13 protein-coding genes, 2 tRNA genes and 2 rRNA genes are annotated in these 12,405 nt (G+C 38.9%); 3 read left to right on the top strand and 14 right to left on the bottom strand.

Annotated features, from left to right (window positions below; genetic code table 11):
* Positions 1-190: 190 nt before the first annotated feature.
* From FAR12_RS23560 to groES, 4 genes are all read right to left on the bottom strand, one after another.
* On the bottom strand, positions 191-358 hold the full coding sequence (locus FAR12_RS23560; protein ID WP_170972252.1) for a hypothetical protein: 168 nt from the start codon (positions 356-358) through the stop codon (positions 191-193).
* A gap of 22 nt (positions 359-380) precedes the next feature.
* On the bottom strand, positions 381-1,538 hold the full coding sequence (locus FAR12_RS18765) for an SDH family Clp fold serine proteinase (protein ID WP_170972251.1): 1,158 nt from the start codon (positions 1,536-1,538) through the stop codon (positions 381-383).
* A 673-nt stretch (positions 1,539-2,211) separates the two neighbouring features.
* Positions 2,212-3,843, bottom strand: coding sequence for a chaperonin GroEL (groL, locus tag FAR12_RS18760; protein ID WP_126410313.1), 1,632 nt, complete (start codon positions 3,841-3,843; stop codon positions 2,212-2,214).
* Between the two features lie 93 nt (positions 3,844-3,936).
* Positions 3,937-4,224: a co-chaperone GroES gene (gene groES, locus FAR12_RS18755; RefSeq protein WP_126410312.1), complete on the bottom strand. Its 288-nt coding sequence runs from the start codon at positions 4,222-4,224 to the stop codon at positions 3,937-3,939.
* 329 nt (positions 4,225-4,553) lie between these two features.
* Here groES and FAR12_RS18750 point away from each other — a divergent pair, with 329 nt between their 5' ends.
* Both FAR12_RS18750 and FAR12_RS18745 read left to right on the top strand, forming a co-directional pair.
* Positions 4,554-5,291 (top strand): CPBP family intramembrane glutamic endopeptidase, encoded by a 738-nt coding sequence (locus FAR12_RS18750; RefSeq protein WP_126410311.1) that lies wholly within the window; start codon positions 4,554-4,556, stop codon positions 5,289-5,291.
* Entirely contained in the window at positions 5,288-5,497 is a 210-nt protein-coding gene (locus FAR12_RS18745) for a YdiK family protein (RefSeq protein WP_126410310.1), read from the top strand. The genes FAR12_RS18750 and FAR12_RS18745 overlap by 4 nt, the downstream gene beginning before the upstream one ends.
* A 19-nt stretch (positions 5,498-5,516) precedes the next feature.
* Here FAR12_RS18745 and FAR12_RS18740 read toward each other — a convergent pair whose 3' ends face one another.
* Both FAR12_RS18740 and moaC read right to left on the bottom strand, forming a co-directional pair.
* Entirely contained in the window at positions 5,517-6,188 is a 672-nt protein-coding gene (locus FAR12_RS18740; protein WP_126410309.1) for a redox-sensing transcriptional repressor Rex, read from the bottom strand.
* A 48-nt stretch (positions 6,189-6,236) separates the two neighbouring features.
* Positions 6,237-6,731, bottom strand: a complete 495-nt coding sequence (gene moaC, locus FAR12_RS18735; RefSeq protein ID WP_126410308.1) for a cyclic pyranopterin monophosphate synthase MoaC — start codon at positions 6,729-6,731, stop codon at positions 6,237-6,239.
* Between the two features lie 165 nt (positions 6,732-6,896).
* Between moaC and FAR12_RS18730 the strand changes: the two genes are divergently transcribed.
* Positions 6,897-8,819 (top strand): ABC-F family ATP-binding cassette domain-containing protein, encoded by a 1,923-nt coding sequence (locus tag FAR12_RS18730; RefSeq protein ID WP_126410307.1) that lies wholly within the window; start codon positions 6,897-6,899, stop codon positions 8,817-8,819.
* A gap of 210 nt (positions 8,820-9,029) precedes the next feature.
* On the opposite strand, the gene tsaD is transcribed toward FAR12_RS18730, so the two are convergent.
* The 8 genes from tsaD to FAR12_RS18690 form a co-directional block, all read right to left on the bottom strand.
* Positions 9,030-10,052: a tRNA (adenosine(37)-N6)-threonylcarbamoyltransferase complex transferase subunit TsaD gene (tsaD, locus tag FAR12_RS18725; RefSeq protein WP_126410306.1), complete on the bottom strand. Its 1,023-nt coding sequence runs from the start codon at positions 10,050-10,052 to the stop codon at positions 9,030-9,032.
* Positions 10,052-10,501, bottom strand: a complete 450-nt coding sequence (gene rimI, locus FAR12_RS18720; RefSeq protein ID WP_126410305.1) for a ribosomal protein S18-alanine N-acetyltransferase — start codon at positions 10,499-10,501, stop codon at positions 10,052-10,054. Before rimI ends, tsaD begins: the two co-directional genes overlap by 1 nt.
* Before the next feature lie 14 nt (positions 10,502-10,515).
* Positions 10,516-11,223 carry a tRNA (adenosine(37)-N6)-threonylcarbamoyltransferase complex dimerization subunit type 1 TsaB gene (gene tsaB, locus FAR12_RS18715; RefSeq protein WP_126410304.1) on the bottom strand — a complete coding sequence of 236 codons (708 nt, stop codon included), beginning with the start codon at positions 11,221-11,223 and terminating at the stop codon, positions 10,516-10,518.
* Complete coding sequence (tsaE, locus tag FAR12_RS18710) at positions 11,220-11,675, bottom strand: tRNA (adenosine(37)-N6)-threonylcarbamoyltransferase complex ATPase subunit type 1 TsaE (RefSeq protein WP_126410303.1); 456 nt, start codon at positions 11,673-11,675, stop codon at positions 11,220-11,222. Before tsaE ends, tsaB begins: the two co-directional genes overlap by 4 nt.
* A 186-nt stretch (positions 11,676-11,861) precedes the next feature.
* Positions 11,862-11,938, bottom strand: a tRNA-Asp gene (locus tag FAR12_RS18705).
* Between the two features lie 48 nt (positions 11,939-11,986).
* Positions 11,987-12,060: transfer RNA gene (locus tag FAR12_RS18700), tRNA-Met, on the bottom strand.
* Positions 12,061-12,126: 66 nt separating this feature from the next.
* A 5S ribosomal RNA gene (gene rrf, locus FAR12_RS18695) occupies positions 12,127-12,243 on the bottom strand.
* Positions 12,244-12,313: 70 nt separating this feature from the next.
* Positions 12,314-12,405: ribosomal RNA gene (locus FAR12_RS18690) — 23S ribosomal RNA — on the bottom strand; the annotation flags it as partial.

Here is a 12,405-nt window from a genome sequence, read left to right as displayed (position 1 = left end):
TGCAATCTCAGTCTCCTTTAAATTTTCTATTTTCATCAGGGGTTCTTTGACAATACAAAAATACATTGATTTTCGTATTAAACCCTTGTGCAATATAACTTACCTAATTTAACAAGTCGGTATTTCGTGACAATCAAACTCAAGAAATAATTAATAAATAGACCCTCTCGATTGAGAGGGCAGAAAAGTTTTATGAAAAGCTATAAGTCAAGGGTTGTGGATTGTTTATTTCATAGGATAATTTAGTTAACTCTTGGATATTTTCAGAATTTTTTTCAATAACCTTGTAAATAAATTCTACCTCATTTTTTTCTTTAAGTTCATCTAATTTTCTGAAAATAACTTCATATTTTTCCATGATATATTCCTCCCTCTATAAATTATACTATAGGTATTCCAGTTTGAGACTCAATTTGTTGCCTAGCTTGGGATAAATTTATTTCAAACCTGCATTTAGGACATATCAGTATGTTATCGGAAGGAAACTCTAGATGGCCTTTTTCTATTGGTTTCTCTACTCCTAGGTTTGCTTGTATTTTATACAGGCTCCTGCAATTTGGACAATTGACATCAAATACAGCTATATTTCCTTGGTCCGGCTTATGAGCTGGTGGTTGGTTTGGTTCATGTAAAGACTTAAAAATTTGTGATTCAACAGTTTCGTAGACCTTATAAATATTTGTATCTAAGGTCATCTTTAATAACGTATAATATCTCCGGATGGCATCTGCTAATTCTACATCTTTAGAATAGTCATTAATTTTTAGTTTCATTCTTTCTAAATCAGTAATTTTTATTGATCTACCGTGAGTTAACCATTTACTATGTTCAGCTAAATCTGAAGCAATTTCTTCTGCACGTTGCTCTTTCTCCTGCACAGTCACCGGAAGACCTGATGTTGAATGATGATTCCAATCTTTAAATTTATACTTTATTAACCATTCTTTTACAAGAACCTTTGCAAAATCTAGAGCATTTTTAGCTCCTTGTAGCTCACCGGGTGAAATCCCCTGAAGAATTGGTATGTATGCCATGTTTAAATTATTTGTAGATGTAACCTCCGCCTTGATTTCGTCCATGCCTTTCAATAAGGCTTCAGCAGAAAAAGTTTTTCCGTTCCTAGTTATCTGTGCATCAATAGGACCTAATGCAGAAGCCGGTTCCATTAGAATTTCATCACAGGACATAGCTATTATTGTTCCAGCACTTTTCGCCCAACCAGGGATTATTATAGCAACATCATCATATTTTTCTCGGATAAGCTTTACAATATCTTCTGCGACTTCGCCGGATCCTCCGGGAGTTTCAATTATAATATCTAATGCATTACCGTTTAAATTACTTAATTGATCATTGATAGCAAGAAGATCATCAAAAATAATTGATATTGGTGCATTGCCTTTATTATAATCGGCAGCATAAACTAGAATGTCTCTTCCTGACCTCAAACTAGATATTCTTTGTAATTGCTTTTTTCGTTCAATGTTTAACTCCTCAAAGTTAAAAGTTCTTTCCAAGTATTCGGTGAATATCCCCATAACATCGCCTCCATACAACCTTAGTTCTCTATTTGTCTGAAAATTCCTTCTGTTATATAGTAATATATTTGACAAATATTCGTAAATTCCTTGTGAACAAAATGTTAACAACAAAAAATCTACCTAAAGTTAAGGAGTACAACAACTACATTAATGCCAGAAAAATTGGAAAACGCGTTAATTGACTCGTGTATTCACTGTATTAGTATATATGTTGTTTACATGTTAACCCCCGAATTAAACAGAATAAAATTAGTTATACAGTGGCCTAATTATCAGAATAACGAATTTTTTCGTGAGGATGGATATCTACAATTAAGAAAAGTAGTTGAGAGTCGATTTAAACGACTTTTAAAAAATGGAAAAGAACAAGACTCCACATTCCTTCTAACATACCTACATTTCACTTACAATTGAAGTTGGAATCGGTAATAACGATACAACAGCGACTTAGATGTACAGATATAATACTACAATGAATAATTTTCCTCGTAAGACACATATATGGAAAAAGGCCTCCCAACAGTTTAGCAAACTGATGAAAGACCTTCTCCTATAGATAGCTTTTTAGTCATAGGTTGCCCTGTTTCTTATAAAAACGAGGACAAATCCGAAGACAAGAAAAGCATATTATCATTTTAGACGTTGATATAACAAGATTTTAAAACCCTTATTACATCATTCCGCCCATTCCACCCATACCGCTCATGTCAGGCATTGAAGCGGAACCTGGTGGTTCTGGCTTGTCAGCAACTACAGCCTCAGTAGTTAAGAACATAGCCGCTACAGATGCAGCGTTTTGAAGAGCTGAACGCGTTACCTTAGTTGGGTCCACGATTCCAGCTTCGATCATGTTTACCCATTGGTTAGTAGCAGCGTTGAAGCCCATACCGATTTCTTCGTGCTTTAAGCGCTCAACAACGACAGATCCTTCAAGACCAGCGTTTGCAGCGATTGTACGAACTGGCTCTTCGATTGCACGAAGTACAATGTTGATACCAGTTTGCTCGTCGCCTTCAGCTTGAAGAGCAGCCACTTTGTTGTAAACGTTAAGTAGGGCAACTCCCCCACCAGAAACGATTCCTTCCTCAACAGCAGCGCGAGTTGAGTTAAGAGCGTCTTCGATACGAAGCTTGCGTTCTTTAAGCTCAGTTTCAGTAGCAGCACCAACTTTAACAACTGCCACACCACCAGCTAATTTAGCAAGGCGTTCTTGTAATTTTTCACGGTCAAATTCAGAAGAAGTCTCTTCCATTTGGCCACGGATTTGATTTACACGAGCTGCGATTTGATCAGCATCTCCAGCACCTTCAACGATTGTTGTATTTTCTTTTGTTACAACAATTTTTGCAGCGCGACCAAGATGTGATACGTTCGCAGACTTAAGTTCTAAACCTAGGTCTTCAGTGATTACTGTACCACCAGTAAGAACTGCGATATCTTCAAGCATTGCTTTACGACGGTCACCAAATCCAGGAGCTTTAACAGCAACTGCATTGAATGTTCCGCGTAATTTGTTTAATACTAATGTTGGAAGAGCTTCCCCTTCAACATCTTCAGCAATGATTAATAGTGGCTTACCTTGTTGTACCACTTGCTCAAGAACTGGAAGAATCTCTTGAACACTGCTGATTTTCTTGTCAGTGATTAACACGTATGGGTTATCAAGGACAGCTTCCATTTTATCAGAATCCGTAACCATGTAAGGAGATGCATATCCACGGTCGAATTGCATACCTTCTACTACATCAAGTTCTGTAGTGAAGCCTTTAGATTCTTCAATTGTGATAACGCCGTCGTTTCCAACGCGCTCCATAGCTTCAGCGATTAATTGACCAACTTCTTCGTCAGCAGAAGAGATTGCAGCAACTTGTGCAATTGATTCTTTGCTTTCAACTGGCTTAGAAATTGCTTTTAATTCTTCAATAGCAGTAATAACCGCTTTTTCGATACCTTTACGGATAACCATTGGGTTAGCACCAGCAGTTACGTTCTTTAAGCCTTCGCGAATCATCGCTTGAGCAAGAACTGTAGCAGTAGTTGTTCCGTCCCCAGCTACATCGTTTGTTTTGCTAGCAACTTCAGCAACTAGCTTTGCACCCATGTTTTCAAAAGCATCTTCTAATTCGATTTCTTTTGCGATAGTTACACCATCATTTGTAATTAATGGAGAACCGAATTTCTTCTCAAGAACCACGTTACGACCTTTTGGTCCAAGAGTTACTTTTACTGCATCTGCAAGAGCATCTACACCGCGAAGCATCGCGCGACGTGCGTCTTCACTGAATTTAATCTCTTTTGCCATTTGTAAAAAACCTCCTTGGATTGATTATCTTTTAAAAATTGATTCACAAGCGACTAGACGTGTCCTTATGAAATGAATTCAACTCTACTTTATTTATTCGCCAACAATAGCTAAGATGTCATTTTCACGTAAAATTAAGTATTCTGCACCTTGGTACTTCACTTCTGTACCAGAGTATTTTGAGAAGATAATTCTTTCGCCTACTGCAACTTCTAGAGCTACACGCTCACCGTTGTCTAGTACGCGACCAGTACCTACAGCTACAACTTTTCCTTCTTGAGGCTTTTCTTTAGCTGAGTCAGGTAACACGATTCCGCTAGCAGTTTTTTCTTCAGTTTCAACAAGCTCGATAACAATGCGATCACCTAGTGGCTTTAACAAGTGAAACAACCTCCTCAATTTGACTATGTTTTATTTATTAGCACTCTATCTACTCGAGTGCTAACACAATTATTATATTAATGAATTCAAATAATTTTTGCAAGCGTCAAGGATGATTTTTTACATAAAATTTAACAACTTTTTTTAAGTACAACCTTTAGAGTATATACAAGTTTTGAGAAAATATCCGAACTTTTTCCTACTTCTAATTGTATCTTTCTCCTTTTTCTTAGTAGAATGGTTTATAGTGTAGGATGAGTCGTAAATTAGAGATTCTTTATAAATATTGATACATAAGAAAAAAGCCTATATCAAAGGGGAATCATAATTTGAAAAAAGAATATTGGTATATTCTAATTACTTATATTGGGATGCAGCTATCAAGCTTTGTTGGCGTTCCCGCGATTACTTTTGGCGGCGTCTTGCTTGGTCAAAATCTAGAAGATATGGCCGTCTTAGCCGGCGTAATCTGGATTGTATTCAGCTTTGCCTTAGCGCTTCTGATCGTTCTATTACTACTCCGAAATGAAATGAAAAGTAATCAACTCGATCGAAATGCTTCATCTGTAGGGGCATCCGTCGTTTGGGCTGTATGTGGAATTTTTCTTGCCTTAATCGCACAAAGCTTAGCTGCCACAGTGGAAAGCTGGCTTGGAATTGAAATGGGGTCAGAGAATACGCAGCAAATCATCTCACTGATCGAATCTTTTCCGATTGTGATTATCGTTAGCTCCATTATTGGACCAATTTTAGAGGAAATCGTCTTTCGAAAAATCATTTTCGGTACATTCTATAAGCGATTTAACTTTTTCCTGTCAGCCCTTTTCAGCTCGGTTATTTTCGCCTTAGCCCATATGGAAGTTGAACATGTCCTATTATATTCGGCGATGGGATTCACATTTGCTTATCTTTATGTAAAAACAAAACGAATTCTCGTACCGATTTTCGCACACGTCGCGATGAATACATTCGTTGTTTTAGTTCAATCTGTATTTAAAGAAGATCTCGAAAAAATCATCGAGCAATCAGAAAAAATTCAAAGCTTCATCGGAGGTCTTTTCATATGAGACAAACACCATTGTTTTCAGGCATTCTTTATATAGTTCTCGGACTATTTTTTACCTATTTCGCGGTTCAAGACTTACAGAAAAATGGCGAGTGGGGAATCTTTACATACTTGCTTGTTATCCTAGCTACCTTTGATTTCGGAAACGGCATTCGGATGATCCTCTTCCATTTTAAAATTAAAACAATCCAGAAAAACAAAAAATGAGCCGCGATGGCTCATTTTTTTATTCTTCGACTTCCTCTAACTCCTCAACCTCATTGACCCCATAATGCTTCAAGAAATACACCAATGACTGAAGCTCTACCGCGAGATCAATATGGTGAACACGCATCGTCGCTGGAACCGTTAGTCGAGCTGGTGTGAAGTTCAATATCCCTTTTACATTCGCTTGTGCTAAGCGATCCGTAATCGATTGAGCAAAAGGAGCTGGAACGGTGAGAATCGCAATTGTTATTCCTAATTCCGTTAACACCTTTTCCATATCATCCATATGATAAATCGTCACGCCACTCATCGTTGAGCCGATTTTGGCCTCATCAATATCGAAAGCAACAGAGATTTTTGTATTGTTATTCTTTAAGAAATTATAATTTAATAGTGCTGTCCCAAGATTCCCGACTCCAACTAAAGCAACCTTCGTTAGCTCATCCTGGTCAAGCGTCTTACGGAAAAAGGACAATAAATAATCAACATTGTAACCATAGCCTTTTTTCCCGAGGGCTCCAAAATAAGAGAAATCTCTGCGAATTGTAGCCGAATCTACCTTTACCGCCTCACTCAATTCAGCTGAGGATACTCTTAGCTTCCCTGCGGAATGTAGATTTTTTAAAAAACGATAATATAAAGGCAATCTTTTTGCTGTTGCTTGAGGAATCTTTAACGTTTCGCTGCTCATTTTATTTCCTCCACCCCTGTTAAATATGTCCGTATTAGATTGTAAATCTTATCGCACTCTATTTTCTCTTTTAAAATCCCCGTTCTTTCCACCTGTCTTCTCGACAAGATACGTCTCTCCAATAACCATGCCTTTGTCCACAGCCTTACACATATCATAGACAGTTAAAGCCGTAACAGAAGCCGCTGTTAACGCTTCCATTTCTACACCTGTATTTCCTTTTGTTTTGGCAGATGCAGTGATCATCAGTCGATAGTCATCATTCTCGATTTCCCATTCGAATGAAATATTCACACCTGTTAGTGGAATCGGATGACACATCGGAATAATGTCAGCTGTTTTTTTGCAAGCCATGATTCCAGCAACCTGCGCTACTGCCAATACATCGCCTTTTTTGTTGTGATTGTTCGTAATTTGATCGTATATTGCTTTGTTCACTGTTATACTTGAGTTAGCAACAGCTGTCCGTACGGTTTCCTGCTTGTCACTAACGTCCACCATTTTGGCTCTGCCTTCTTCATTAAAATGTGTAAATTCTGCCATTAAGAAAACACCTCATTCCAAATATACACCATTTCGACAAATTTGTGAAAACATTGTTATCCATTTCACATAAAACTATTCGAGTTTATTCGAGAAACTCCTCTTTTATTGCCCTTACCCATTGATTAGGATACACTATTTTTAGACATATAGAGGTGAATATAAATGATTTTATTACAGGTGAATCAACTCTCAAAATCGTTTGGGGCTGACCCCATTTTAACGAATATAAAGCTTGAAATTCAAACGCGTGATCGAATCGCCCTTGTTGGTCGTAATGGAGCCGGAAAATCGACGCTTCTTAAAATTATTGCCGGACAACTCTCGTATGAATCTGGTGAAATAGTGAAGCCAAAGGGTGTTGAAATTGGCTATCTAGCGCAAAATACTGGCTTGGAATCAGATTCTTCTATTTGGGATGAAATGCTGACTGTTTTCGAAGATTTACAAAAACAAGAGAAGCTCCTTCGTAAGTTAGAAGAGCAAATGTCTGATCCTGCTGTCTTCAATGATTCTCGTGAATATGAGCGGATTTTAAAAGAGTATGACTATCTCCAGGTTTCTTTTAAAGAAAATGGGGGTTACCAATACGAATCGGATATTCGTTCCGTATTACATGGCTTGAACTTTCATTCCTTTGATTACTCTACAAAGATTTCGAGCTTAAGTGGAGGGCAAAAAACTAGACTTGCCCTAGCTAAGCTACTTTTAACAAAGCCTGATATCCTTATTTTGGACGAGCCAACAAACCACTTAGACATTGATACTCTATCTTGGTTAGAAGGCTATCTTCAAGGCTATGATGGAGCGATTTTAATCGTTTCCCATGACCGTTACTTTTTAGATAAGGTCGTTAACCAGGTGTACGAAATCTCAAGACTGCATATTAGCAAGTACACCGGCAACTACAGTGCCTATTTGGATCAAAAAGCTGCCAATTATGAGCGTGAAATGAAGCAGTATGAGAAGCAACAAGAGGAAATTGCAAAGCTTCAGGATTTTATCCAACGGAATTTAGCACGCGCCTCCACGACGAAAAGAGCGCAAAGTCGTAGAAAACAGCTTGATCGCATTCAAGTGATGGACAGGCCACTTGGGGATGAAAAATCAGCTTCCTTTGGCTTTGACATCGAGCGTCAAAGTGGAAATGATGTTTTGAAAATCGAATCTTTAGCTGTCGGATATAATGGGGAAAAGGTTAGTGAAAATCTCTCTTTCCGTATTACTCGAGGAGATAGTATTGCCCTTGTTGGTCCGAACGGAATTGGTAAATCGACGCTATTAAAAACACTGATTGACCAGCTATCCCCAATCGCTGGAGAGATCCACTTCGGTTCAAACGTCACGATTGGATACTATGATCAGGAGCAAACTCAGCTCTCATCTAATAAAAGGGTATTAAACGAATTGTGGGATGAGTATCCTCTTAAAAATGAAAAGGATATTCGCACGGTACTAGGAAACTTCCTATTTTCTGGTGATGATGTTCTGAAGACTGTTTCAACCCTCTCAGGTGGGGAAAAGGCTCGACTCGTTTTAGCGAAACTGATGATGAAAAAAGCAAACTTTTTAATCCTGGATGAGCCAACGAACCATCTGGATTTAGACAGTAAGGAAGTGTTGGAGAACTCTCTCATCGATTATCCAGGAACGATTCTGTTCGTATCCCACGATCGATACTTCATCAATCGAATCGCAACGAAAGTTGTCGAGCTTGAGCCTCAAAAGGCAAATGAATTCCTTGGTGATTATGATTATTATATTGAGAAGAAGTTAGAGATTGAAGAACTAAAGGCCTTAGAGTCTACAAAAATATCCACAGCTCCTCAGGCAGAGCAGCAAGAAAAAACGAGTTATCAACAGGATAAAGAAGCAAAGAAACTTGAAAGACAACGGAAAAGAAGATTGGAAGAAATCGAAGAGCTCATTGAAAAGCTTGAAGCTACGATCGAAACGAATGAACAATTGCTTTGTGAGCCTGAAGTTTTTCAGGACCATGAACGCGTTTTGGCCATTACAAGAGACAATGATCAAGCAAAAGAAGAGCTTGAAAATCTGATGGAAGAATGGTCTGAATTAGCTGAATAATTCGTTACTGAAGAACCGGGATAGAAGATCTATGCCCGGTTCTTTTTTTCCACAAAATTATTCACATTAAGGAGTCCATAATATAAGCCTTCCACAGACTTTTCCACATTATCCACAAAATAAGTCGTTTTTATCCACATTATCAACAGTGTATCAACATTTATCCACAAAAAAATCCCCTTCTAAGCGGGGATTTTGTCATAGTTCAAATTATTGGTTGTGGATGGTGATATCCAATCCAGGATTAGCGTTTAAATTTAGGCCAGCTCTCTGTCCTTTTTCAAAGAAAATGCTCCCTGCTGCGGCAATCATAGCCGCATTATCAGTACATAGAGACAATGGTGGTATAACTAGCTCCACATTGCTCTCTCCAAAAGCTTCTTCTAATCGATTGCGAAGTCCTTTATTCGCAGCTACTCCTCCAGCAAGCAATACTTGGTTTACCTTATATTCTTCCGTAGCCTTTAGTGTTTTTGTTACGAGAACGTCAATGACACTCTCTTGGAAGCTTGCAGCAAGATCTTCTGGCTTGATGGTTTCTCCTCTTTGCTCAGCATTGTGGACTGTGTTAATAACAGCTGATTTCAATCCACTAAAACTAAAATCATAAGAACCCTCTTCTAGCCATGCTCTTGGTAAATTAATGCTCGGCTCCCCAACCTGTGCTAAGCGATCAATATGAGGACCACCAGGGTAAGGCATATTCAACGTCCGTGCTACCTTATCATAAGCCTCACCGGCAGCATCGTCTCTCGTCTCCCCGATCACTTCAAAATGACCATGCTCCTTCATATACACAAGCTCCGTATGTCCACCTGATACGACGAGAGAAAGAAGAGGAAACTTCATTTCTGTCACCAAACGATTCGCATAAATATGACCTGCAATATGATGCACCGGTACTAACGGAATTTGATGCGCAAACGACAAAGCTTTCGCAGCATTTACACCAATTAGTAACGCTCCTACTAACCCTGGACCTTCCGTCACAGCAATTCCATCTATATCCTTAAATTCAAGTTTGGCCTGGCTCATTGCTTCTTCTAACACAATCGTAAGCTGTTCAACATGATGGCGAGAGGCAATTTCCGGAACAACTCCACCAAATCGTTTATGGCTTTCAATTTGAGATGCAACAACATTGGCAACAATTTCACGCCCATTTTTAATAATTGCCACAGCTGTTTCGTCACAGCTTGTCTCAATCCCGAGTATATATTGATCTTTTTCCATTATAAATTCACCCACATTACTAAAGCATCCTCTTGATTGTCCGTATAATAATTCTTTCTAATGCCACCATCTCGGAAACCCAATTTACGATAAAGAGATTGAGCAACGTGATTGGACACTCTAACCTCTAACGTCATCGATTTCGCTCCCTTTTCTTTGGCAACCTTCATAATCTCAGTTAATAAAGTCTCTCCAAGTTTTTTACCTCGATAGTTTGGCAAAAGGGCAATATTTGTGACATGGGCCTCATCGACAATAATCCACACACCACAATAGCCAAAAATGACTTCTTCATCCTCTAGAACTAAGTATAGAGCAAAGCGATTCTTCGTTAATTCATTTTCAAAAGATTCTCTGCTCCAAGTAGTTGCAAAAGATTCATTCTCGATAATGAGAATTTGATCAATATCTGCTTTTACCATTTTTCGAAGTGTTATTTGTTTATTCATATCCTGGTTCGTCCTTAATTAGAGTCTTTTGCTTGATTCGCCTCAATCCATTTGGTTTCGGCTTCAGCTAATCGAATATAGTTTGGAACAAAGTTATGTACTTCTTCTCCATCCCTATTCATTCCTAGAAACGCTAATTCTGATGGTCGTGGGTTCAGCTCAGTTAACTCAGCAAACCTCGCCTGCTCTCCCATTTCTTCTACAATAATCTCTCGATGTAACGGAAGGTCGTTTCCGACAAATAGAACTGGCTGTGAAAGATTAGTCAGTTGCTTCGCCCAATCCTTTGATTGTAAAATCTGATCCTTCTCTACTGTCTTGATCTTCCCATTTTCATATTGATACAAACCTGTATAGATCTGCCCTCTTCTCGCGTCAAAAAGAGGCGACACTGCACCTGGGAAGTATCTTCCGACGGCTGCTGCTAAAATCTCTAGACTCGATACACCGACAAGTGGAATCTTTAATGTCCATGCTAACGTTTTTGCAATCGTGACACCAATTCTTACTCCTGTGTAGGAGCCTGGTCCTTCCGCGACAACAATCTTTGTTAAATCATTTGGGGTTAAATTACAATCTTTAAGCAGCATTTCGATTGCTGGCATAACGCGAATCGAATGGTTTTTCTTAACGTTCGTTATGTACTCGCCAATAACCTTCTCTTCATCAATGATCGCAATCCCTAAAGTATAATTTGATGTATCAATAGCTAATACCTTCATGAAAATAACTCCTTACATAGTTCCTCATAACGAGCACCCTTAGGCTCTAAGCTAATCGTCCTCGTATCATTCTCTCCGTGCTTCAACTGAATCGTCAACAGCTCGTCCGGTAGTTGATCCTCAATTAAATGAGCCCACTCCACGACTGTAACGCCACTTCCTTCAAAATATTCATCAAAGCCTAAATCCTCGTATGAATCCTCTACGCGATAGACATCCATATGATAAAGAGGCAGTCTTCCATGATACTCTTTAATAATCGTAAAGGTCGGACTATTGACCGTTTTCTTTATCTCTAATCCTTCAGCCAATCCTTTTGTAAAAGTTGTCTTTCCTGCTCCCAGATCCCCTTCTAATGCAATGACATCCGAAGGTTGTAAAAGCTGACCAAGACGCTTCGCAAAATCCATCGTCTCGGAAGGCTGAGTTGTCGTAAATGTATATTCACTCATCTATAACTATCCTTTATTATTTTGACGTAATAAAATTACTCCTCATTAGATATGAAAAAACCTTAGGATTTCTCCTAAGGAATCAATCTCTTCTATATGTAGTTTACCTTAATTTGCTTAGATGAGCAAAAGGCAAAATTGGGCATAAAAAAAACGAAACTTCGTTTCGCTAACTTTTTATAAAAATGGCGGTCCGGACGGGACTCGAACCCGCGACCTCCTGCGTGACAGGCAGGCATTCTAACCAACTGAACTACCGGACCAAAGTTTTTTCGACGTAAGGAGAAAATAACTTACCTTAAAAAAACCGATTGCGGGGACAGGATTTGAACCTGCGACCTTCGGGTTATGAGCCCGACGAGCTACCAGACTGCTCCACCCCGCGATAATATTATATGAACTTATTTCAGTTCGTGCTCCTATAAAGTAGAAGACTTTTAAAAATTGGTTCGCCCGGCAACGTCCTACTCTCACAAGGGGACAGCCCCTAACTACCATCGGCGCTGAGAAGCTTAACTTCCGTGTTCGGTATGGGAACGGGTGTGACCTTCTCGCTATCGCCACCGGACTATTTTATTGAAGGTTTATTCCCTCAAAACTAGATAATGTTGAAGAAGAAGAATTACGTTGTAATCTATTTGGTTAAGTCCTCGAACGATTAGTATCAGTCAGCTCCACACGTCACCGCGCTTCCACCTCTGACCTATCAACCTGATCATCTTTCAGGGTT

Origin of the sequence: Bacillus yapensis (assembly GCF_005280205.1) — a bacterium.
In the GTDB taxonomy this organism is placed as follows: domain Bacteria; phylum Bacillota; class Bacilli; order Bacillales; family Cytobacillaceae; genus Robertmurraya; species Robertmurraya yapensis.
The sequence above is the reverse complement of the archived record's forward strand: the minus strand, read 5'-3'. Positions and strand labels throughout refer to the sequence as shown.

What these genes read in the sequence shown, in the direction of transcription:
- FAR12_RS23560 (WP_170972252.1), bottom strand. Translation starts at nt 358, where the DNA reads ATGGAAAAATATGAAGTTATTTTCAGAAAATTAGATGAACTTAAAGAA.
- FAR12_RS18765 (WP_170972251.1), bottom strand. Translation starts at nt 1,538, where the DNA reads ATGGGGATATTCACCGAATACTTGGAAAGAACTTTTAACTTTGAGGAG.
- groL (WP_126410313.1), bottom strand. Translation starts at nt 3,843, where the DNA reads ATGGCAAAAGAGATTAAATTCAGTGAAGACGCACGTCGCGCGATGCTT.
- FAR12_RS18745 (WP_126410310.1), top strand. Translation starts at nt 5,288, where the DNA reads ATGAGACAAACACCATTGTTTTCAGGCATTCTTTATATAGTTCTCGGA.
- FAR12_RS18740 (WP_126410309.1), bottom strand. Translation starts at nt 6,188, where the DNA reads ATGAGCAGCGAAACGTTAAAGATTCCTCAAGCAACAGCAAAAAGATTG.
- moaC (WP_126410308.1), bottom strand. Translation starts at nt 6,731, where the DNA reads ATGGCAGAATTTACACATTTTAATGAAGAAGGCAGAGCCAAAATGGTG.
- FAR12_RS18730 (WP_126410307.1), top strand. Translation starts at nt 6,897, where the DNA reads ATGATTTTATTACAGGTGAATCAACTCTCAAAATCGTTTGGGGCTGAC.
- tsaD (WP_126410306.1), bottom strand. Translation starts at nt 10,052, where the DNA reads ATGGAAAAAGATCAATATATACTCGGGATTGAGACAAGCTGTGACGAA.
- rimI (WP_126410305.1), bottom strand. Translation starts at nt 10,501, where the DNA reads ATGAATAAACAAATAACACTTCGAAAAATGGTAAAAGCAGATATTGAT.
- tsaB (WP_126410304.1), bottom strand. Translation starts at nt 11,223, where the DNA reads ATGAAGGTATTAGCTATTGATACATCAAATTATACTTTAGGGATTGCG.
- tsaE (WP_126410303.1), bottom strand. Translation starts at nt 11,675, where the DNA reads ATGAGTGAATATACATTTACGACAACTCAGCCTTCCGAGACGATGGAT.